This is a genomic window from Streptomyces sp. NBC_00996 (genome assembly GCF_045162675.1).
In the GTDB taxonomy this organism is placed as follows: Bacteria; Actinomycetota; Actinomycetes; order Streptomycetales; family Streptomycetaceae; genus Streptomyces.
On sequence record NZ_CP108723.1, the window covers coordinates 5,878,494 to 5,897,914 of the forward strand.

Sequence of the window (19,421 nt, forward strand, 5' to 3'; positions counted from 1 at the left end):
TCGTCCCTTGCCCCTGGTCTTCGTCCTCGGACGAAGTGGCGACCGCTAGGCGGCGGGCGCCGCGGACGCGGGGGCGCTCGTCCCGCCCTCGGGCCGCTGCTCGTCCTCGTCCTCGGCCCGTCGCTCGCCCCCGGCCCGCTCCGCGGCCTCGTCCGGGGCCAGGCCCAGCTCCGCGTCCCGTGCGAACTCCACCTCGCGGCGCAGCAGCCGGAACCACATGAAGACGACGAAGCCCGCGAAGACGAACCACTCCCCGGTGTAGCCGAGGTTCTGGAACGCCTTCAGGTCCAGGCCGCTGTTCTGCGGCGCGGTGGCAGGCACCGCCTTCATCCCGCTGTCCGCCTTGTCGAGGGTGATCCACGCGTCGTACGGCTTGTACGGCACCAGGTTCACCAGCGACGCCGAGCTGATCGCGCCGGTCTGCCCCTGGGGGAGCCCGCCGGCCGCACTGACGCCGTTCGACCCCGGGCTCTCGGACGCCTGCAGCGCACCCGTCACCGTGACCTCACCGGTGGGCGCGGCCGGTGCCTTCGCCGGGTCCGCGTCACCGGGCAGCCAGCCCCGGACGACGGGCAGCGCCTTGCCGCCGTCGATCCGCAGCATCGTCAGCACATAGAACCCGCGCTTGCCATCGAGCCGGCGGTCGGGCACCAGCAGCTGCGTGTCGTACCGGCCGGTGGCGGTGGCCTGCTTGCCCGACGTGTTCTGGTCCACGGGCAGCAGCTCGGTGAGCGGACGGGCCGCCTCCGTCTTGGCCGACGTGACCTGTTCGCTCGCGGTCCGGTGGTCCTTGACCCGGTCCTCGAACCGCCCCAACTGCCACGACCCCATGAAGATGCAGAAGGGGATGGCCAACAGCACGAAGACGTTGATCCCCCACCAGCGGGGCGTCAGCAGGAAGCGGTACACGCCTTCCACGGTACGGGGCCCGTACGGGCGGTCGGGCCGCGGGGTCAGTACCGCTCCGTCAGGTGATCCCGGCCCGCCGGGGGTTCGTACGGCTCCGGCCAGAAGTCGGTGACGGAGGCTATTCGCCCTGATCCGTCCCCCGTGAAGAACGAGATGGCGTACATCTCGTCCAGACCTACGGTGAAGTGGGACCAGGTGACGACCCGATCGGGCTCGGCTATCACGCGCTCGACCGTGAGATGCCAGTCGCCCGGATACTCACGGTTGAACTCGACGTATCGCTCGCGGCCGCGGATACGCTCCCGCGTCTGCGGCAGCGTGTACTCGACGTCCTCGGCCAGGGTGTCGGAGAACGCGGCCCAGTCCCGGGCCTCGGCGGCGGCCCAGAACCTCTCGACTGTCTTGCGCAGATCGGTCATGCGAGGAAGTCTGCACCCCGCCACTGACAATCGCCCTGACCTGCGCAAATATTCCAGCCGGCGTCATCCTTCGCGGGGGTGTCCCTTGCGGGCCTTCAGCGAGTACATGAGCGGGATGCGCGGCCGGTCCGCCGGGAAGCGGTAATACCCGTCGCGTACCTCGAAGGACTCGAACCGCCGGAAGAGTGAGACGTCGTGCTCGTGCAGGAACTCGATGCGCAGGCCCGCGCCGGCGAGCGCGGAGACGACCTCGCCGAGCGAGTGCTGCCACTCCACGCTGCGGTTGTGGGTCGTGGCGGCATCGAGATCGGCGTACGTGCCCGACAGCTCGTTGATCCAGGCGTCCCGAGTGAAGTAGTCGTTGATGATCCGCGAGCCGGTCTCGTCGTCCAGGACGTCGGTGAGCGGGTGGAACTCGGCGAGGTAGAGGAAGCCGCCGGGGGCGATCAGCGCGGCGACGGTCTCGGCCCAGCGGCGGATGTCGGGCAGCCAGCACAGCGCGCCCACGCCCGTATAGACGATGTCGTACGAGGAATCCGGCACGGCCTCCCTCGCGTCGTACACGTCGGCCGCGACGAAGGCCGCGCGGTCGGCGGACAAGCCCAGCTCACCGGCGAGATCGCGAGCCACCTCGACAGCGGGTTCGGAGAAGTCGAGGCCGACGACGCGGGAGGTTCCGTGCCGTGCCCACGACAGGGTGTCCAGGCCGATGTGGCACTGCAGATGAAGAAGGGATCTTCCTGTCACGTCCCCGACCTCCGCACGCTCGAAGTCGCGCAGGGCGTCCTTACCGGCGCGGAAGGTGTTGAGGTCGTAGTAGTCGCTGGCGACGTGCAGGGGAACTCGCTCATCCCAGTGGGCGCGGTTGGCCTCGTGCCAGTCGGCGGGCGTCGGAGAGTACATGGCCGCGAAGTTATCCACAGGCTGGGGACCTCGCCAGCGAATTGTCGGGCGGGCCAGGCACTATGGGGCCATGACTGAGAGCAACGGGTCCATCGAGCAGCAGGCGGCCGTCGAGCAGCCGCAGGAGCAGCGGCAGGCGGCCATGCCCGACTGGGAGAAGCGCTTCCGGGCGCCGAGGGTGTCGCTGCCGGACTGGGCGGAGGACGCCCCGCACCGCTCCCTGTTCGTCTCGAACGCGACGGGGACGTACGAGCTGTACGCGTGGGACCGTGCGACGGGGGAGCAGCGCCAGGTCACACAGCGGGCGAACGGCACGACGGACGGGGTGCTCTCGCCCGACGGCGAGTGGATCTGGTGGTTCGACGACAAGGACGGCGACGAGTTCGGCATCTGGCGCCGCCGGCCCTTCACCGGCGAACCCTCGGGCGGGGACGTCGACGCCCCGGCGGTCCCCGGCCTCGAACCTTCCTACCCCGCAGGACTCGCCATCGGACGTGACGGGCGCACAGCGGTCGTGGGCCGCTCGACGGACGACGACGGCTCGACGATTCATGTGGTCCGGGCGGGCGAGGCCCCCGTGGAGATCTACCGCCACCGTGAGTCGGCCGGGGTCGGCGACTTCTCGCACGACGGCTCGCTGATCGCCATCGAGCACACCGAGCACGGCGACGCGATGCACTCGGCGCTGCGGGTGCTGCGCCCGGACGGTTCGACGGTCACGGAGCTCGACGACACCAAGGGCGGCACGGTCGAGCTGGGCCTTGAGGTGCTGGGTTTCGCACCGGTCGACGGGGACACCCGGCTGCTCATCGGGCATCAGCGGCGCGGCCGCTGGGAGCCGCTGGTGTGGGACGTCGGGTCCGGCGAGGAGACGGACCTGGGCCTCGACCTGCCCGGCGACGTGGCGGCCGAGTGGTACCCCGACGGTTCCGCCCTCCTCATCGCCCACAGCTTCGAGGCCCGCAGCGACCTGTGGCGTTACGACCTCGCCTCCCGCGAGCTGACGCGGGTCCCGACGCCTCCCGGCACGGTGTCCGGGGCGACGGCCCGCCCGGACGGCACGGTGGAGTACCTGTGGTCCTCGGCGGCCGAGCCGTCGGCGGTCCGCTCGACGACCGGCGAGATCGTCCTCGACCCCCCCGGCCTGAAGTCCCCGGGAGCGGTCCCGGTGGAGGACGTCTGGGTCGAGGGCCCCGGCGGCCGCATTCACGCCCTGGTCCAGAAGCCGGCGGGCACCACGGGCCCCCTCCCCACGGTCTTCGACATCCATGGCGGCCCGACCTGGCACGACAGCGACTCGTTCGCGGCGGGCCCCGCCGCCTGGGTGGACCACGGCTACGCGGTGGTCCGGGTCAACTACCGCGGCTCCACGGGCTACGGCCGGGAGTGGACGGACGCCCTCAAGCACCGCGTCGGCCTGATCGAGCTGGAGGACATCGCCGCGGTCCGCGAATGGGCGGTGACGTCCGGTCTGGCGGACCCCGACCGGCTGATCCTCACCGGCGGCTCCTGGGGCGGCTACCTCACCCTCCTCGGCCTCGGCACGCAGCCCGACGCATGGACCCTCGGCATCGCCGCCGTCCCGGTCGCCGACTACGTCACGGCGTACCACGACGAGATGGAAGCCCTCAAGGCCATGGACCGCACGCTCCTCGGCGGCACCCCGGAGGAGGTCCCCGAACGCTTCGAGGCGTCCTCCCCCCTCACCTACGTCGACGCGGTCAAAGCCCCCGTCTACATCTCCGCAGGCGTCAACGACCCCCGCTGCCCCATCCGCCAGATCGACAACTACGTCACCCGCCTCGCCGCCCGCGACGCCCTGCACGAGGTCTACCGCTACGACGCGGGCCACGGCTCCCTGGTCGTCGACGAACGCATCAAGCAGGTCCGCCTGGAACTGGACTTCGCGGAGAGGCACTTGGGCAGCCTCTAGAGGTTTTCAGCCCGTCCGGCGTTCGAGGACGAGCGCGTCAGCACTACAGCGGGTACCTGGAGGCGGCAGCCCTCAGGTACGGGACGGGTAGGGGCGGAGGGGGCGAAAAGGCCCTACGCCCCGGCCCGCTCCCGACGCCTCCGCCCGAGCAGCTCCGCGAGCCCCCGCCGGGTCGCGGCCAGCACCACCCGGTCCTCGGGGCGGAGCACGTAGGTGGGGGGAAGGTCCCACACCAGCCCAGGGCTGCGCGAGCCGGACGCCGAGCCGGACGACATCGGATCGCCCCGGCGCGCACCCGGCGCCGCCGTGTCCAGCGCAAGCACCCGCCACGCCCCCGCCCGAAACGCCTCCCTCACCGTCCGCCCCTCCAACTGCGGATGCCCACCCACATCCACCGCGGCGAAGAGCAACACCCGCCGCTCCACGGGAATCGCCCCAAGGATCTGCCGCCCCATCATGGCTCCGGCAAACGCGGGCGCCGCCAGATGGGACACACTCCGACTCCGGGTGAGCGCATCGGGATACGCGGCCCGCAGGGTCCGGTACACCGCGGTCGCGAAGTCGTCGTCGTACAGCCGCAGCACCACCCGCAAATCGGGCCGCACGGTCCGCGCGTACAACGCGGCCTCCAGGTTCATCGTGTCCGCGCTGGTCAACGCGAGCAGCGCATGGGCCCGATGAATCTTGGCGGCCTCCAGCACCCCTTCCTGAGTCACATCGCCCAGCACCACCGGCACCCGAAGCCGCCGCGCCAGCGCCAGCCCCCGCGCCTCGGGATCGGCCTCGATGCACACCACGGGAATGCGCAGCTCCCGCAGCCGCGCCAGCACTCTCGTGCCGATCTTGCCGACCCCCAGCAGCACCACATGCCCGGACAGCCCACGCGGCGGCCGCCGCAAGGCGGATCCGCTGCGGAACGTACCGAGCGCCTCGAGCACGGCGGCCAGCAGCACCGGCAGCAGCAGCAACCCGACGAGTCCGGAGAAGAGTTGGAGGATCTGCCGCCCGAGGGGCTGCCCGACGGCGGGGTCGTTGATGGCGAAGAGATCGAGCAGCGTCAGATAGGTCGCCTGCAGCGGTTGCTCCCCGGTGACCAGCATCGACGCGACGGCGAGGCCGACCACACACCCCACGAGCCCCGCGAACGACCAGCGCAGCCGCCGCGACAGCAGCGACGCGAACGGCACGACGCTGCGCCCGGCCGACAGCTCGGGACCGGAGTACGACACGTTCTGCAGTACGACGGTGCCGCGCCCGGTGGCGGCGGCCACCGCCCGCTCGTCGGGCAGGAGTTGGGGCCCTTGCGCCCCACTGCTCTCGGATCCGTCGGCACCGGCGGGGTCGTTGGTCGTCGCGGACAGCAACGCCAGCGTGCACAGCCCGGGATCGGCGACCTCACCGGGCCCCGGCGGCGGCCGCTCCACCGCGTGCAGCATCAGCCCGTCGGTCTGGACGACCTTGCTGGTGCCGGCCACGGCGGTCGCGGCCAGCGCGGGCGCGGCGGTGTCTGCGTCGGACAGCACCGTGGTGGACGCGTCGAAGGCCTCGACGCCGCTGTCGATCCCCGCGGCCGCCGCGTCTGCCGCGGCTCGCGCGGCGGCCAACGCCGAGGCCTGGTCGAGCAGCGCCTCGATGTGCTGACCCAGGCGCCGGTTGTAGAGCCGCAGGACCAGCCGGATCCGCGGGTTGAGCCGCCGGGCGGTGAGCGCGGCCCGGATGTTGGTCTCGTCGTCGTCGTACACGAGCGCCAGCGCGGCGGCCCGCTCGACGCCCGCGTCGGCGAGCACGGCCTCGGTGAGCTCGGCGGCTTCCAACAGGCGCTCGGAGCCCGTGGGTTCAAGGGGTCGGGTGCCCCCGGAGTCTCCGTTCCCGGAGGCCCGGTTCACCGCCGCGGACACCCGGTCGAACAGGGCTGTGGCCCGAGTCCGCCCCACCACCGGCGGCCGCACGCTGCGCTGGGCCGGCGGCACAACCAGGGTCACCTGCTCGCCGTACACCCCCCGCAGCTCGGCGGCCAGCCGGTGCGCCAGGGCGTCGTCCCCGGCCACCACCATGTGCGCGGAGGCATCGGTCGACGCACTCTGAGACGGAAGGTTCCCCGGGTTCCCCACGGAAGAGAAGACTGCCGTACTGGTGCGGGTGGTTCCACTGGGACGGGCCGGTGAGCACCCACAAACTCCCGGGCGCCACCGCCCCGTAGAGGATGTTTCCGCTACGAGGCAGCAGAGGCCGTTCCGCCCCCCGAACCGCTCCTGAACCGTTCTCGCACCTCGGCCCGTTCGGCCAGCCGCGCCGGATACCCGGGCCCGAGCCGCGGCCGGGTGTCCTCCGCGGTCATCGCCTCGCCGCACGAGGAGCACACCACCTCGGCATGCCCCTCGTGTCCGCACCGCTCGTGCCGGAAGACGATGGGCGCGCCCTCTTCCCCGGCGAGCCAACGGTCCCCCCAGGCGTTCACGGCCATCAGCACGCCGAAGAAGTCCCGCCCCTTGGCGGTGAGCAGGTACTCGTACCGCACCGGCTCGCTCTGATACGGCCTCTTCTCCAGCAGCCCCTCGTCCATCAGCCGTCGCAACCGCTCCGCCAAGGTGTTCCGCGCGATCCCCAGCGACTGCTGGAACGCGTCGAAGCGCCGCACCTCGTAGAACGCCTCGCGCAGGACGAGCGGCGTCCACCAGTCCCCGAGGAGATCCATGGTGCGGGCGATGGAACAGGGCCAGTTCGCGAAGGACGTCCGCCTCATGCCCGTCAGGGTACGGCCGCTCTCACCACGATTCGCGTCCTGTCCGGGCGGGGTGACCGCGCACCGGCGTCCGATGGTCACGCCGGCCAACGCCGACAGGGCATCTCCTTCGCCGGCACCTCTCGCTACGCCCCCTTCGAAGACGTCACGACCGGCGTGGGGCTTCGAGCGGCTCGGGCCGGCGGCCCGAAAGCCATCGCATGAGCCGGCACGGCCACCTGCCGTGAGCCCGCCCCTCACCGCAACAGCTCATCATTGGTTGCGGCGTCTCACGCAGCCGGGTGTGGTGGGGGTTATGCAGCCAGAGTCTCTCGCTTCGGACGGCGGTGCCTCAGGGCCGCCGGACCGGCCGCCGGCCGAACGGTCGCACTGGGTGGCCTTCGCCGGGGTCATGCTGATGCTGAGCGGCCTGTTCGACCTCATCAATGGCTTCGTCGCCTTGCTGGACAAGGGCTATTACTCCACAACCGTCGACCACGGTAACCGGCTTCTGATCTTCAACTATGCCTTCTGGGGCTGGGTGTGGATCCTCGTAGGCATTGCGCAGGTCCTGGCCGGTCTGGGCGTCTTCTTGGGGTCGAGATTCGCGCGGATCACCGGCATCGTGCTGGCCGGTGCCTGTATGGTCGGCCAGCTGATTTTCCTGTCCACGTTCCCTCTCTGGTCGCTGGCCACCATGGCGCTCTCCGTGCTCGTCATCTACGGGCTGGTCGTCGTGCCTCGCCACCTTCCGGGCGAGCGGATCTGAACCCGCCCGGGAAAGCCAACGCCGCACACGAGCCGACCGCCCCGGCAGCGCGCTTCTCCCGCGCCGACCTCGCGGTGGTTTCCACGGACGAACCGGGTCTTTGCGGGGGTGTTTGCGCTTCGGCTTGTCGGCAGCCGAGGACTGTGTCGGTTGTCGGCGGCCAAGGACTGCCCGCCCGCCTGATCGCGCGCATGGATGCGAGGCTGAGGGACGGACCAAGACGACCCTCAGCCAAGATCCCCCATCTCACTTCTCCCAGCGCCTCCCCGGGTCGCCGGCCGTGGAACGGACACCCGGCGAACCGATCGCGGCATTGTGGCGCGCACTGACTCGACGCTCTGTCCGAGGGAGGACTAGAGCACGATGATCACGACACCTCCGTGGTTGAAGAAGAAGCGGTGGTTGTCGAAGCGGTTGTCGAAGCGGTGGTCGAAGCGGAACCCGTGGTGGTCGAAGCCATGGTCGGAGCAGTTCCCGCCCCAGTCACCGCGGTCGCCGCACCAGTCGTTGGTCACATGAGTGTGCACGGCAGGGGCTGCTGCTGCGGCCGTACCTGCTGCGCCGATCGCGGTGCCGCCGGCCATCAGAATGCCGACCGCGGACACCGCGGCGAGACGCCTCGCGCGTTGTGCTCGCATGATGGATGCACCTTTTCCTCCATCGTCTCGCGCAGCTCTCAGCGGCACGAGATGGACAGCCGCAGCCGAAGGCGAGGAGCGGCGCGGTCGCAGGCGTCGCCTCGCACGTACGAGGAGCACGTCTTGCAACCAAGATCCCCGCGGTACGGGAACCAGCCGACCGGGGCGTATCCCCGGATTGCGGCTCTCATTTCAGTTTCAGTACGTTGACGGCGCCCTTTTGGATTGCCGCGTCGGCGGGAGGTCCGTGAAGGGGCTTGCACCTCACGGGCTGTGCCACACGGTCAAGGCGCGCTACTCGCACAACACTCGACAGATACGCGACGACCTGATGGCGCACCTCACCACAGAGTGGGAAGCGGCGCTCGACGCCCGGCTGGCGATGTGTCCCACATCACCGGTTGCCGTGCTTCGCCGACCTCCTGCAGCAGCGTCACAGGGCGCGTCGGTAGGCGCCGTCCGGGAGAGAAGAATCCAAGATCTCCTCTCCCGGATTTCTCCCAGGAGGACTCCACACAACAGAATCAGGGCCAGGTACTCACGTGAGTACCTGGCCCTGACCTGGTGTTTCAGCTGTCGGGGTGGCGGGATTTGAACCCACGACCTCTTCGTCCCGAACGAAGCGCGCTGCCAAGCTGCGCTACACCCCGATTGTCGCTGCTTGTCGCGGCGACGTCGTTTACTTTAGCCCACTGCTGGCCGGAGACGAAATCCGGTTTTCACGGCGTAGAACCCGACGGCGGGCCGGGTCGGGGCGCAGGTGGTCGACCGCGACGGCGAGGAGGGCGAGGACGTAGAAGGCGAGGCCGAGGATCGCCGCGTTGCCGAGGATGCCGGCGTAGCCGTGCCGGTCGACGTCCACGAAGGGATAGAGGTAGCGCAGGGGAGTGCCGGGGGACATCATCGCGCCTCGGGCCAGCGAAAAGGCCAGGTAGGCGAGGGGGTAGACGAGCCAGGTGGCCGCGTTTCGCACGACCAGCGGGGTCGGGCGGGTCAGCAGGAGCCAGTCGGCCAGTACCGCGATCGGCGTCACCGTGTGGAGGAGGTGGTTGGCCACCGCTTGCCAGCCGGTGAGCGGGGCGACGTCATCCGTTATCGAGAAGCCGCCGGCCTGGTTCGTCAGGATCAGGTGGTAGACCAGGCCTGTGATCGAGATGTAGAGCAGCGTGCCGCCCGTCAGCATACCGGGCAGGGGGCGACGGGCTGTCCACGCGCGCCAGGCCGATGCGGTGAAGACGAGGGCCACGAGAGCGTTGCTCTGGATCGTGAAGTGACTGAGGACGTGGACCGGGTTGCCCAGGACCAGGTCGATGGTCACGCCCGTCGCCGCCGCGAGGGCCACGAGGAGGCGGAAGGCCGCCGCCAGCGGGCGGCGCGTGGGGGCCACCACCGCTGTCGCGGGGACGATGGAGGGGGGCGGCGGGGGAACACCCGGTATCGCGGGGAGGTCGGGTATGTCCTTGGGCAGGGGGGCGATCATGGCCCCACGGTAAGTGGATCGGGTAAATCGGGCGATATGGGGCGTCTGGGTGGGTTACAACGCCCCCACCGGCGCCCCTGCCTTCGCCTGAACCTCGGCCCTGATCTTCGTCCCTACCTCCGCTCCACCAAGGTCAGCAGCGACGCCTCCGGCGGGCAGGCGAACCGTACCGGCGTGTAGCGGTTCGTCCCGCAGCCCGCCGAGACGTGCATGTACGACGTCCGGCCCTCCGCCGTATGCGTGGACAGGCCCTTCACACGGTCCGTGTCCAGGTCGCAGTTGGTGACGAAGGCGCCGTAGAAGGGGAGGCAGATCTGCCCGCCGTGGGTGTGGCCGGCCAGGATCAGGGGGTAGCCGTCGGCCGTGAAGGCGTCCAGGGTGCGCAGGTACGGGGCGTGGACCACGCCGATCGAGAAGTCGGCCGACTCCGACGGGCCGCCGGCCACGCGTGCGTAGCGGTCCCGTTTGATGTGCGGGTCGTCGAGTCCGGTCAGCTCGATCTCCGCGCCCTCGACCTTCAGCATCCCCCGCGTGTTCGTCAGGTTCAGCCAGCCCGCCGTGTCGAAGCCGTCGCGGAGGTCCTCCCACGGGTTGTGGATGGCGCCCACGACCGGTGGGTTGCCGTTCAGACCGTGCCGACCCTGCGTCTTCTCGAACAAGTAGCGGACGGGGTTGCGGGGTTTGGGGCCGTAGTAGTCGTTCGAGCCGAAGACGTACGCCCCCGGGAACTCCATCAGGGGGCCGAGTGCGTCCAGTACCTCCGGCACGCCTTCCGGGTCGGAGAGGTTGTCTCCGGTGTTGATGACGAAGTCCGGACGCAGCCCGGCCAGCGAACGCAGCCAGCGCTGCTTCTTGCGCTGGCCGCTCACCATGTGGATATCGGAGACCTGGAGGACGCGGAGCGGTCGCATCCCCGGCGGCAGGATCGGCACCGTCACCCGCCGGAGACGGAAGGAACGGGCCTCGAAACCCGCCGCGTACAACAGACCGGCGGCGCCCACCGCTGTGATTCCCAGGGGTACTCCGTATCGCGCGTGCATAAGTCCATCGTGTCAGACCCCGGTAGCCCCGCGTCCCCGCCTGTGGACAGCCTCGGGCGTATGCACAGCTCGCGCCGAAATCAGCAGGCGATCGCCACACCACACCTGCGACAATCGACGGCATGACCACGCTCAAGTCGAAGCTGCAGGAAGACCTCAACGCCGCGATCAAGGGGCGCGACGAGCTCCGCTCCTCGACGCTCCGGCTGACCCTCGCCGCCATCACCAAGGAGGAGGTCGCGGGCAAGACCAAGCGCGAACTCTCCGACGACGAGGTGCAGAAGGTGATCACCCGCGAGGCCAAGAAGCGGCGTGAGGCCGCCGATGCCTTCGCGCAGGGCGGGCGCCTCGAGTCGGCCGAGCGCGAGAAGGCGGAGGGCGAGGTTCTCGCCGCGTACCTGCCCAAGCAGCTGTCCGACGAGGAGCTCCAGCAGATCGTCGCCCAGGCCGTCGAGGAGGCGAAGGCGGCGGGAGCCGAGGGGCCGCGTGCCATGGGGCAGGTCATGAAGATCGTGAACCCGAAGGTGGCCGGCCAGGCCGAGGGCGGCCGCGTCGCCGCCGCGGTGAAGAAGCTGCTCGCCGGCTGAGGCCTCCCTGTACGAGAGGTGCTCGTACGAGAGATGAGGGGTGCCCCCTGTTCACAGGGGGCACCCCTCATTCTTTGTCCGTGCCCTCGGCGGATATTTCGAAGAATTCGCTCCGAAAATCAGGCGGGTTCGCCGGGCGCATTGAAATAGGACTCTCTGGGTCCAGGGGCAATCTTCTTGGGGCATCGCCCGAAAATAGGTGAGAGAGATTGGCGCAAATACGACAGTCGAATGGTGCCATTTCATCACATTGTTCCGGATCCTTGATCTTGTCAGCAGTGGGCCGGTGTGGGCATCATCCTCGTGCAAATCACTTACGGGAGGATGGAAATGGAAAAGTCGCGCAGGATGAAATCGCTCGCCAGGATGGCGCTGGTTCCGGTGGCGGCGGCGGTGGTCTCTCTGGTGCCTCTCGGCGGGACCGCGTACGCGGCCGGGTGCAACGGCACCGGCTGCGAGAACAAGGGGCCGGTCTCCATGGGGTGCGACAAGGATGCGCACACCGTTCTGGTGGGTGAGGTCTATTCGACCGCCGGCGGCAGAACAGATTTCGAACTGCGGTGGAGCAACTCCTGTTGGGCCGGCTGGGCGCGCACCGGCGATTCGGTCTACGCGGCGACCATATCCGTCGAGAAGTGGAACCCGGACAGGACCACACTCATCAGCCGTCGAACCGTGGATGTCAAAAACGGTCAGCACGACTGGACCAACATGGTCGGCGGCAAGGGTTATATGGTCCGTGCCTGCGGCAAGGAGAAGACCTCCGGGAAACTGAGCTGCACGCCTTTCGCCGGCACCGACTCGTAGGCGTCGATTCCTTTTCTTATTCCTCCGGTCGCGGCTGAAGGGAGAAGGAAACCGGTCTTCCTCCGGTCGCGGCTGGAGCAAGAAGGGGACCGGCTTCGATGCAGACCTGGGAATCTGCAATGCGCGCGTGACGGCAGCCGTCACGCGCGCATTGCTGGTCCACGGGCCCCGGATTTCACCGACGGGCAGTACGACCGAGGTGCATGCCCGCAGGCAAGGACCCGGAGGTCACCCAGGTGCATGCCGGCAGGCAAGGACACCGAGGTCACCCGGGTGTCCACGGCCGTCCGTACGGGTCGCTAGTGATCGGTGGAACCACCCAGCAGTCCGAGTTCCTGGGCGCGCGCCCCCAGGGCCACCCTCCCGTTGGCCTGGAGCTGTTCCATGAGCCGGTGCACTTTGCGCTGTATCGTGCGGTGCCCCACTCCTAAGTGCCGTGCGATCGACGCGTCGTTCAGCCCCTCGTACAACAGATTCAGTATCTTCTGGTCGTTGGCATCGATTCTCGGATTTCCGGCGTTTATTTCTGGCGTAACGGTCAAGTCGCCTCCCCCAAGTAGCAGCAGTCGATCGCTACCTCTCGGGGGGCCAGTCTAGGAAGCGCTTGTGGATCCGGACAGTTGAATAAATCTCACCAAAGACGGTTAACGGGGCGAGCGGGGTGACGCAATTACGCCATCCCCGCTCGTTTTCCGGCCATAGGTGGTGCGGTGGCCGATAGGACTCAGTACCAAGGGGTGCACGACTCGTCGCCCGAGGGGTCCTCCACGCAGGCCCGCATTTCGTAACCCGACGGGTTGTAGTACATCGGGGTGCGTGTGAAGTAGTAGTTCGTTCCCCCGGGTATCTTCGAGGTCCAGCCCGAGGCCCCGCCCTTCTTCTCGCCCAGGCGCCAGTAACAGGTCGAGTGGCTCTTCGTGCAGCGCTGGACGTAGACCGTCCACTTCTGCTCGTCCGAGCCGCTGATGTACCACAGCCGGCCCCAGCTGTACTGGTCCCCGTCCGTCTTGCCCCAGCGCAGCTCGTACTCGAACGAGCCGCCGAGGTCGTACGGGCCGTAGGGGCTGACAGGGCCGGTCTGCCAGGTCTGGACGTTCGGGTCGTGGCCGTCGCAACCGAAGTTGTCGCAGGAGGCCGCCTGTGCCGAAGTGGGTATGGCCACGGCCAGGGTCAGGGAGCCGAGCAACGCACTGAATGTGACACCGAGCCGGGATCTGAGTTTCATGTCCCCTCCACGTGAGACGGCAACGACAAGGGCACCCTCAAGGCGGGGCCGGAGGCGAATATGTCACGGCCTCCGCCGAGAAGGTGCCCTTACTGTGGAGCTGACGTAATTACGTCAAGGCGTACGGTTCAGCCGCGCTGCCCGCCGTTTCCGTTACCGCTGTTGGTGTTGCCCTGAATCCATCCCTCGGGAATGGAGAAGGAAGGCGTCGGGAACGTTCCGCCGTCGGTCTGACCGACGATGGTGTTCCCGTCGGTGGTGTTCCCGTTCCCGTTCCCGTTTCCGTTCCCATTGCCGTTGTGGTCGCCGTCGCCCCCGTCGTGCCGGTCCTTGTCGCCGTCGGGAATGTCGACCAGGTTGAAGGACGGGGAGTCCTTGCCCGTGAGGGCGCCGGTCATCAAGTCCCGCCAGATGGGCCCGGGGACCTGACCGCCGTAGACCTTGTCGCGGTACACGCCGCCGATGTTGATCCTCACCATCTTGACCTTCTGGGTGGCACTGCCGACCCAGACAGCGCCGGACAGGTTCGGCGTGTAACCGACGAACCAGGCGTTCCTGCGCTCGTCCGTCGTACCGGTCTTACCGGCGTTGGCGCGGTCGGTGAGACCGGCCTGCTGGCCCGTACCGGAGTCGACCACGCCGCTCAGCAGGGTGTTGACGGTGTCCGCGGTCTTCTCGGACATCGCCCGCGAGCACGTCGACTTCGGCACCTCGAGGGACTTCTGCGTGCCGTCGATCTTCTGCGCGATCGACTCGATGGCGATCGGCGTGCAGTACATGCCGCGGGAGGCGAAGGCGGCGTACGCGGTGGCCATCGTCAGCGGGGAGATGCCCTTGGCTCCGAGGGCGATGGAGGGCACCTGGGGGAGCTTGTCGCCGTTGCCCTGGACCACACCGAGCTTGCCGATCTGGTTCATCACCGGGCAGAGGCCGATGTCCGAGATCATCTGCACGAAGTAGGTGTTGACCGACTTCTCCATCGCCTCCTTCAGCCGGTACGGACCGACCTCGGACAGGCTCTCGTTCGGCACCTGTTCGTTGGCCTGGTTGGTCCAGGGCTTGCTGCCGCACGTCTGCACGGGGCTGGGGTAGGGCATCTTGTTCGGCGACGAGTACTCCTTCGTCGCCGGCACGCCCTGCTCCAGCGCGGCCGCCGCCACGAACGGCTTGAAGGTGGAACCGGTCGGGAAGCCGTAGTTCGAGCCGCCCATGTCGTTGTTGACCGAGAAGTTGTACTCGGTCTCGTTCTTCCCGTAGCCGTAGGGCTTCGACTGGCCCATGCCGAGGATCTTGCCGGTCCCGGGCTCGACCAGGGTGGCCGCCGCGGCGACCTTGTCCGACTTGTAGACGTGCTCCTTTATCGACTTCTGCACCGACTCCTGGGACTGCGGGTCGAGCGTCGTACGGATCGTCAGGCCGCCCTGGTTCCAGACCTTCGCCCGGGCCTCCTTGGTCTTGCCGAAGACCGGGTCGTTCAGGAAGACGTGCTCCACGTACTTGCAGAAGAAGCTGGCGCCCCTGACGGCCGTGATGCAGCCGTTCTTGGGCCGGCTCACGTGCAGGCCGAGCTTCTTCTCCTTGGCCGCGTCCGCTTCCTGCTGGGAGATGTCGTGCACCTCGGCCATGCGCTGCAGCACGGTGTTGCGGCGCTTGGTGGCCTCCGCCTCGTCGTTGACCGGGTCGTACCGGCTGGGCGACTGGACGATGCCCGCGAGCAGCGCCGACTCCTGGAGGTTCAGGTCCTTGGCGGGCTTGGAGAAGTAGCGCTGGGCGGCGGCCTCGATGCCGTAGGCCTGCTCGCCGAAGAACGTGATGTTCAGGTAGTTCTCGAGGATCTTCTTCTTGCCGAGCTTCTCCTCGAGCTGGATCGCGTACTTGAGCTCGCGGATCTTGCGGCCGAGGGTCTGCTGGGTGGCCTCGGCGACCTTCGTCGGGTCGTCGCCGGCTTCCTCGACGAAGTAGTTCTTCACCAGCTGCTGGGTGAGCGTGGAGGCGCCCTGGGCCACTCCGCCGTTCTGCGCGTTCTGGTTCACGGCGCGCAGGACGCCCTTCAGGTCGATCGCGCCGTGCTGGTAGAAGCGCGAGTCCTCGATCGCGACGATCGCCTTCTGCATGTACGGCGAGATGTCCTTGAGGTCGACCACCGTGCGGTCGCGCGAGTAGACCGTCGCGATCTGACCGCCCTGGTTGTCCAGGATCGTGGTCCGCTGACTCAGCGACGGACTCTTCAGGTTGTCGGGAATCTCGTCGAACCCCTGAACGGATCCCTTGGCCGCCAGGCCGAGCGCGCCCGCGGCGGGCAGCGCGATTCCGGCCATGACGGCGCCTGCGAGCACGCTGACACCGAGGAACTTGGCGGCCTGCTGCGTTGCCGACAGGCCACCGCCCGAGCGCTTCTTTGGCATGAGGGCAGCCTACGTTCTCATTCGCCGGACACGCGTATATGCCTTGGCCTAAGCTGCTCTCAACTGTCACAGCAGTGCGGCCACGTATCAATACGTCCGGCGAACCCGAATCGTTCCGGAGGATCCCCAACTTTTTGTCGGGGGTTCGTTGAGGGCGTGTCCGAATCAGCCTCATGCGTCACCAGGCGTCCGTTGTGACTCAACTGAACTGTCCCGGTTTGCCGGGATAATCACGCATGTCCTCAGCTCACTCCCCCGGGTGATCTGCCGCTTACGCATAGTCCGTTCGGGCCATTCAAGATTGGGCCCGAAGGGGGTGTTGCGCTGTGCCCACCTTCCGTAACGTCCTCAACTGGCGGCGGTGAATATGCCGCTGCCGCCGTGGGGGAGCCTCGATTCGGGAGAGGACGGCGCCGGTATGGGCTGGGTAACCGACTGGAGTGCGCAGGCGGCCTGCCGCACTACCGATCCGGATGAACTGTTCGTTCAAGGAGCAGCGCAGAACAGGGCGAAGGCAGTGTGCACCGGATGTCCGGTACGCACGGAGTGCCTCGCCGATGCGCTCGACAACCGCGTCGAATTCGGCGTGTGGGGTGGCATGACGGAGCGGGAGCGCCGCGCATTGCTGCGCCGCCGGCCGACCGTCACCTCGTGGCGTCGCCTGCTGGAGACCGCGCGTACGGAGTACGAGCGCGGCGCGGGCCTGCTGCCCCTCGACGAGGAAGAGGTGTACGAGCGCTACGCGGCGGTGGGCTGAGGGCGTTCCTCTCAGACCCCCGGTTCGAGGGTCGTCTCGGGCAGCTCCGGCCGATTGGCCGCGAGCCGGTCCCCGATGTCCCGCAGCCCCGCGAGATCGTGTACGTCGCCCGGCAGGGCGGCCACTTCGGCCACCGCCACCTCGGGGTGGAGCGCGGCGAAGCGGTCACGCGTGCGCTGCTCGCGGGAGAGCAGCTGCATGCGCTCGGCATGCAGCCTCAGCAGGTCTGCGGTGAGCTGCTCAACGGTCCGGTCGGAGTCCGTGGTGGCGGCCCGGTCCTCGTCCGTGGTGGCGGTCTGATGCTCGTCCGTGACGGCGGTCCTGTCCGTGGTGGCGGGGGAGCCTTCGTCGGAACCGTCAGGAGCTGGTGCTTCGGAAGCCGGAGATTCTGAACTGTCGTACGTGTCGGGAGAGTTACGAAGTCCAGCTTTCCCGTACCTCTGATCGACAATGCGGGCCTCGTCAAGATTTTCTGCAGCCACGGCATCAAGATCTTCCGCGGCGGCGAGTGCCCGCTCGGCGGACAGCTGAGCGGCGCCGCTGCCGTGCACCCGGTTGAGCACCAGACCGGCGAACGGCATGTCCTCGGCGGCCAGCCGCTCCACGAAGTACGCGGCCTCGCGCAGCGCGTCCCGCTCAGGGGCCGCCACCACCAGGAACGACGTGCCGGGCGCCTGGAGCAGCTTGTACGTGGCGTCCGCGCGCGTACGGAATCCCCCGAACGTCGTGTCCATCGCGGCCACGAATGTCTGGACGTCCTTGAGAAGTTGGCCCCCCAGGAGCTTGCCCAGGGTGCCGGTCATCATCGACATCCCCACGTTCAGGAACTTCATCCCCGCCCGGCCGCCCAGCTTCGCGGGCGCCGTCAGCAGCCGGATCAGCCTGCCGTCCAGGAACGAGCCCAGCCGCTTCGGGGCGTCCAGGAAGTCCAGCGCCGAGCGCGAGGGCGGCGTGTCGACGACGATGAGATCCCATTCGTCCCGCGCCCGCAGCTGCCCCAGCTTCTCCATCGCCATGTACTCCTGCGTGCCTGCGAAGCCCGCCGAAAGCGACTGGTAGAAGGGGTTGTTGAGAATCGTGGCGGCCCGCTCGGGGTCCGCGTGCGCCTCGACGATCTCGTCGAAGGTGCGCTTCATGTCGAGCATCATGGCGTGCAGCTCGCCGTGTCCCTCGATGCCCTTCACGCGCCTCGGCGTGTTGTCCAGGGAGTCGATGCCCATGGACTGGGCGAGCCTGCGCGCCGGGTCGATGGTGAGCACGACCACCTTGCGGCCGCGCTCGGCGGCGCGCAGCCCCAGGGCCGCCGCCGTGGTCGTCTTGCCCACGCCGCCCGAGCCGCAGCACACCACGATGCGGGTCTTGGGGTCGTCGAGCAGCGGGTCGACGTCGAGTACGCGGGCCGGGTTCAGACTCATGAGATCCCTTGCGTGCGCAGTTCCGCGGCGAGCTCGTACAGGCCCGCCAGGTCCATTCCGTCGGCGAGCAGCGGGAGTTCGTGCAGGGGCAGGTCCTGCTCGGTGAGCACCGCCCGCTGCTCGCGCTCCAGGGTGTGGCGCTCGGCGTACTCCTCGGCCTGCTGGAGCAGCGGGTCCACGAGCCGCTCGGCGAGCCCGCCGCGGCGGGCACCGCCGAGTCCGGCCGCGGAGAGCGACTTGGCGATGGCCGTACGGGGAACGGCGTTCGTGAGCTCCAGGTCGGTGTCGTCCAGGAGCGCGGGCCGCACCATGTTCACGATGATCCGCCCGACCGGCAGCTTCGCCGCCCGGAGCTCGGCGATGCCGTCCGCGGTCTCCTGGACGGGCATCTCCTCGAGGAGCGTCACCAAGTGCACCGCGGTCTCGGGGGACTTCAGGACGCGCATGACGGCCTGTGCCTGATTGTGTATGGGCCCGATCTTCGCGAGGCCGGCCACCTCGTCGTTGACGTTCAGGAAACGCGTGATGCGCCCGGTGGGCGGCGCGTCCATCACCACGTAGTCGTACGCGAACCGCCCGCTCTTGTCCTTGCGGCGTACGGCCTCGCAGGCCTTGCCGGTCAGGAGCACATCTCGTAGACCTGGCGCGACGGTGGTCGCGAAGTCGATGGCGCCGAGCTTCTTCAGGGCACGTCCGGCGCTGCCCAGCTTGTAGAACATCTGGAGGTAGTCCAGAAGGGCCAGTTCGGGGTCGATGGCGAGTGCGTACACCTCCCCGCCCCCCGGAGCGACGGCGATCTTCCGCTCCTCATAAGGCAGCGCTTCTGTCTCGAAGAGCTGCGCGATGCCCTGTCTGCCCTCGACCTCGACGAGGAGGGTGCGCTTGCCCTCGGTCGCGAGGGCGAGCGCGAGGGCCGCGGCCACCGTGGTCTTGCCGGTACCGCCCTTGCCGCTGACGACCTGGAGCCTGCTCACGTATTCGAGCCTAACCAGTCCGCCGCCGTAGTACGCAGGAGGCTGTGGACAACGTGTGCGCGAGGCCCCGGACGGCAACGGCTGAAGTCGGCCGCATGACCAAGCGGTTACGCCACATACGATGGCATGAGTCAGGGGGCCTCTGACCTGCGGCTATGTCCGTTCGGCCACGAAGTAGCCACGGCCGCTCACCACGTACATGAGACCCTCAGGGCGGAGACTGGCCAGCGCACGGGATGCCGTCGACTGTGAGACGTCGAACTCAGCAGCCAGTGCCACAGTGCCAGGCGGACGCTCGCCCGGGGCGTACGTGCCAGCGTGAATGCGCCGCTTGATTTCTGCTGCCACCTGCGGCCAATGCGGCTCGGTCCTATCGATCTCCAGGCGGGACCGAGCGGCCCTGATCATCGCGACCAGGGCCTTGAGCCGCATACCAGG

At 68.5% G+C, this 19,421-nt stretch carries 19 protein-coding genes and 1 tRNA gene; 5 read left to right on the top strand and 15 right to left on the bottom strand.

The genetic code is table 11. The features are described from left to right. Window positions 1–45: 45 nt before the first annotated feature. The 3 genes from OG390_RS27680 to OG390_RS27690 all read right to left on the bottom strand — a co-directional run bounded on the left by OG390_RS27680 (window position 46) and on the right by OG390_RS27690 (window position 2,231). Window positions 46–909, bottom strand: coding sequence for an SURF1 family protein (locus OG390_RS27680; protein WP_406171993.1), 864 nt, complete (start codon window positions 907–909; stop codon window positions 46–48). Window positions 910–953: 44 nt separating this feature from the next. Next, window positions 954–1,328, bottom strand: coding sequence for a nuclear transport factor 2 family protein (locus OG390_RS27685; RefSeq protein WP_406171995.1), 375 nt, complete (start codon window positions 1,326–1,328; stop codon window positions 954–956). A gap of 63 nt (window positions 1,329–1,391) precedes the next feature. Beyond that, complete coding sequence (locus OG390_RS27690) at window positions 1,392–2,231, bottom strand: class I SAM-dependent methyltransferase (RefSeq protein ID WP_406171997.1); 840 nt, start codon at window positions 2,229–2,231, stop codon at window positions 1,392–1,394. 70 nt (window positions 2,232–2,301) lie between these two features. On the opposite strand from OG390_RS27690, the gene OG390_RS27695 reads away from it, so the two are divergent. Further along, window positions 2,302–4,164: a S9 family peptidase gene (locus OG390_RS27695; RefSeq protein WP_406171999.1), complete on the top strand. Its 1,863-nt coding sequence runs from the start codon at window positions 2,302–2,304 to the stop codon at window positions 4,162–4,164. A 113-nt stretch (window positions 4,165–4,277) separates the two neighbouring features. Here the strand turns inward: OG390_RS27695 and OG390_RS27700 are convergent, their stop codons facing one another. Both OG390_RS27700 and OG390_RS27705 read right to left on the bottom strand, forming a co-directional pair. Next, window positions 4,278–6,218 carry an NAD-binding protein gene (locus OG390_RS27700; protein ID WP_406172001.1) on the bottom strand — a complete coding sequence of 647 codons (1,941 nt, stop codon included), beginning with the start codon at window positions 6,216–6,218 and terminating at the stop codon, window positions 4,278–4,280. Between the two features lie 158 nt (window positions 6,219–6,376). Next, on the bottom strand, window positions 6,377–6,907 hold the full coding sequence (locus tag OG390_RS27705) for a winged helix-turn-helix transcriptional regulator (RefSeq protein WP_406172003.1): 531 nt from the start codon (window positions 6,905–6,907) through the stop codon (window positions 6,377–6,379). Between the two features lie 295 nt (window positions 6,908–7,202). Between OG390_RS27705 and OG390_RS27710 the strand changes: the two genes are divergently transcribed. Continuing rightward, window positions 7,203–7,655, top strand: a complete 453-nt coding sequence (locus OG390_RS27710; RefSeq protein ID WP_406172005.1) for a hypothetical protein — start codon at window positions 7,203–7,205, stop codon at window positions 7,653–7,655. Between the two features lie 353 nt (window positions 7,656–8,008). Here OG390_RS27710 and OG390_RS27715 read toward each other — a convergent pair whose 3' ends face one another. The 4 genes from OG390_RS27715 to OG390_RS27730 all read right to left on the bottom strand — a co-directional run bounded on the left by OG390_RS27715 (window position 8,009) and on the right by OG390_RS27730 (window position 10,813). Next, window positions 8,009–8,293 (bottom strand): hypothetical protein, encoded by a 285-nt coding sequence (locus OG390_RS27715; protein ID WP_406172007.1) that lies wholly within the window; start codon window positions 8,291–8,293, stop codon window positions 8,009–8,011. Between the two features lie 576 nt (window positions 8,294–8,869). Continuing rightward, window positions 8,870–8,943: transfer RNA gene (locus OG390_RS27720), tRNA-Pro, on the bottom strand. A gap of 29 nt (window positions 8,944–8,972) precedes the next feature. Continuing rightward, window positions 8,973–9,773, bottom strand: a complete 801-nt coding sequence (locus OG390_RS27725; protein ID WP_406172009.1) for a Pr6Pr family membrane protein — start codon at window positions 9,771–9,773, stop codon at window positions 8,973–8,975. Between the two features lie 113 nt (window positions 9,774–9,886). After that, window positions 9,887–10,813, bottom strand: coding sequence for a metallophosphoesterase (locus OG390_RS27730; RefSeq protein ID WP_406172011.1), 927 nt, complete (start codon window positions 10,811–10,813; stop codon window positions 9,887–9,889). 122 nt (window positions 10,814–10,935) lie between these two features. On the opposite strand from OG390_RS27730, the gene OG390_RS27735 reads away from it, so the two are divergent. Continuing rightward, window positions 10,936–11,400 (top strand): GatB/YqeY domain-containing protein, encoded by a 465-nt coding sequence (locus OG390_RS27735; RefSeq protein WP_406172013.1) that lies wholly within the window; start codon window positions 10,936–10,938, stop codon window positions 11,398–11,400. A 288-nt stretch (window positions 11,401–11,688) separates the two neighbouring features. Then, window positions 11,689–12,207, top strand: a complete 519-nt coding sequence (locus tag OG390_RS27740) for a hypothetical protein (protein ID WP_406172014.1) — start codon at window positions 11,689–11,691, stop codon at window positions 12,205–12,207. A gap of 299 nt (window positions 12,208–12,506) precedes the next feature. Here the strand turns inward: OG390_RS27740 and OG390_RS27745 are convergent, their stop codons facing one another. From OG390_RS27745 to OG390_RS27755, 3 genes are all read right to left on the bottom strand, one after another. Further along, a complete protein-coding gene (locus OG390_RS27745) occupies window positions 12,507–12,749 on the bottom strand; it encodes a LuxR C-terminal-related transcriptional regulator (RefSeq protein WP_406172016.1) in 243 nt (80 codons plus the stop codon). Between the two features lie 182 nt (window positions 12,750–12,931). After that, the gene (locus OG390_RS27750; RefSeq protein WP_406172018.1) at window positions 12,932–13,432 is read right to left on the bottom strand and encodes a hypothetical protein; all 501 of its coding nucleotides are present in this window, start codon (window positions 13,430–13,432) and stop codon (window positions 12,932–12,934) included. A gap of 128 nt (window positions 13,433–13,560) precedes the next feature. Continuing rightward, window positions 13,561–15,837, bottom strand: a complete 2,277-nt coding sequence (locus OG390_RS27755) for a transglycosylase domain-containing protein (RefSeq protein ID WP_406172020.1) — start codon at window positions 15,835–15,837, stop codon at window positions 13,561–13,563. A 418-nt stretch (window positions 15,838–16,255) separates the two neighbouring features. Between OG390_RS27755 and wblA the strand changes: the two genes are divergently transcribed. Continuing rightward, window positions 16,256–16,594 (top strand): transcriptional regulator WblA, encoded by a 339-nt coding sequence (gene wblA / locus OG390_RS27760; protein WP_028799159.1) that lies wholly within the window; start codon window positions 16,256–16,258, stop codon window positions 16,592–16,594. An 11-nt stretch (window positions 16,595–16,605) separates the two neighbouring features. Here the strand turns inward: wblA and OG390_RS27765 are convergent, their stop codons facing one another. The 3 genes from OG390_RS27765 to OG390_RS27775 all read right to left on the bottom strand — a co-directional run bounded on the left by OG390_RS27765 (window position 16,606) and on the right by OG390_RS27775 (window position 19,415). Next, window positions 16,606–18,009 carry an ArsA family ATPase gene (locus OG390_RS27765; RefSeq protein WP_406172022.1) on the bottom strand — a complete coding sequence of 468 codons (1,404 nt, stop codon included), beginning with the start codon at window positions 18,007–18,009 and terminating at the stop codon, window positions 16,606–16,608. Beyond that, window positions 18,006–18,983, bottom strand: coding sequence for an ArsA family ATPase (locus tag OG390_RS27770; protein ID WP_406172023.1), 978 nt, complete (start codon window positions 18,981–18,983; stop codon window positions 18,006–18,008). The genes OG390_RS27765 and OG390_RS27770 overlap by 4 nt, the downstream gene beginning before the upstream one ends. 153 nt (window positions 18,984–19,136) lie before the next feature. Then, entirely contained in the window at window positions 19,137–19,415 is a 279-nt protein-coding gene (locus OG390_RS27775; RefSeq protein ID WP_406172025.1) for a winged helix-turn-helix domain-containing protein, read from the bottom strand. Window positions 19,416–19,421 lie beyond the last annotated feature (6 nt).

Excerpts from the sequence above, each read along its gene's own strand:
- OG390_RS27685 (WP_406171995.1), bottom strand. The coding sequence starts at position 1,328 with ATGACCGATCTGCGCAAGACAGTCGAGAGGTTCTGGGCCGCCGCCGAG.
- OG390_RS27690 (WP_406171997.1), bottom strand. The coding sequence starts at position 2,231 with ATGTACTCTCCGACGCCCGCCGACTGGCACGAGGCCAACCGCGCCCAC.
- OG390_RS27695 (WP_406171999.1), top strand. The coding sequence starts at position 2,302 with ATGACTGAGAGCAACGGGTCCATCGAGCAGCAGGCGGCCGTCGAGCAG.
- OG390_RS27700 (WP_406172001.1), bottom strand. The coding sequence starts at position 6,218 with ATGGTGGTGGCCGGGGACGACGCCCTGGCGCACCGGCTGGCCGCCGAG.
- OG390_RS27705 (WP_406172003.1), bottom strand. The coding sequence starts at position 6,907 with ATGAGGCGGACGTCCTTCGCGAACTGGCCCTGTTCCATCGCCCGCACC.
- OG390_RS27710 (WP_406172005.1), top strand. The coding sequence starts at position 7,203 with ATGCAGCCAGAGTCTCTCGCTTCGGACGGCGGTGCCTCAGGGCCGCCG.
- OG390_RS27715 (WP_406172007.1), bottom strand. The coding sequence starts at position 8,293 with ATGCGAGCACAACGCGCGAGGCGTCTCGCCGCGGTGTCCGCGGTCGGC.
- OG390_RS27725 (WP_406172009.1), bottom strand. The coding sequence starts at position 9,773 with ATGATCGCCCCCCTGCCCAAGGACATACCCGACCTCCCCGCGATACCG.
- OG390_RS27730 (WP_406172011.1), bottom strand. The coding sequence starts at position 10,813 with ATGCACGCGCGATACGGAGTACCCCTGGGAATCACAGCGGTGGGCGCC.
- OG390_RS27735 (WP_406172013.1), top strand. The coding sequence starts at position 10,936 with ATGACCACGCTCAAGTCGAAGCTGCAGGAAGACCTCAACGCCGCGATC.
- OG390_RS27750 (WP_406172018.1), bottom strand. The coding sequence starts at position 13,432 with ATGAAACTCAGATCCCGGCTCGGTGTCACATTCAGTGCGTTGCTCGGC.
- OG390_RS27755 (WP_406172020.1), bottom strand. The coding sequence starts at position 15,837 with ATGCCAAAGAAGCGCTCGGGCGGTGGCCTGTCGGCAACGCAGCAGGCC.
- wblA (WP_028799159.1), top strand. The coding sequence starts at position 16,256 with ATGGGCTGGGTAACCGACTGGAGTGCGCAGGCGGCCTGCCGCACTACC.
- OG390_RS27765 (WP_406172022.1), bottom strand. The coding sequence starts at position 18,009 with ATGAGTCTGAACCCGGCCCGCGTACTCGACGTCGACCCGCTGCTCGAC.
- OG390_RS27775 (WP_406172025.1), bottom strand. The coding sequence starts at position 19,415 with ATGCGGCTCAAGGCCCTGGTCGCGATGATCAGGGCCGCTCGGTCCCGC.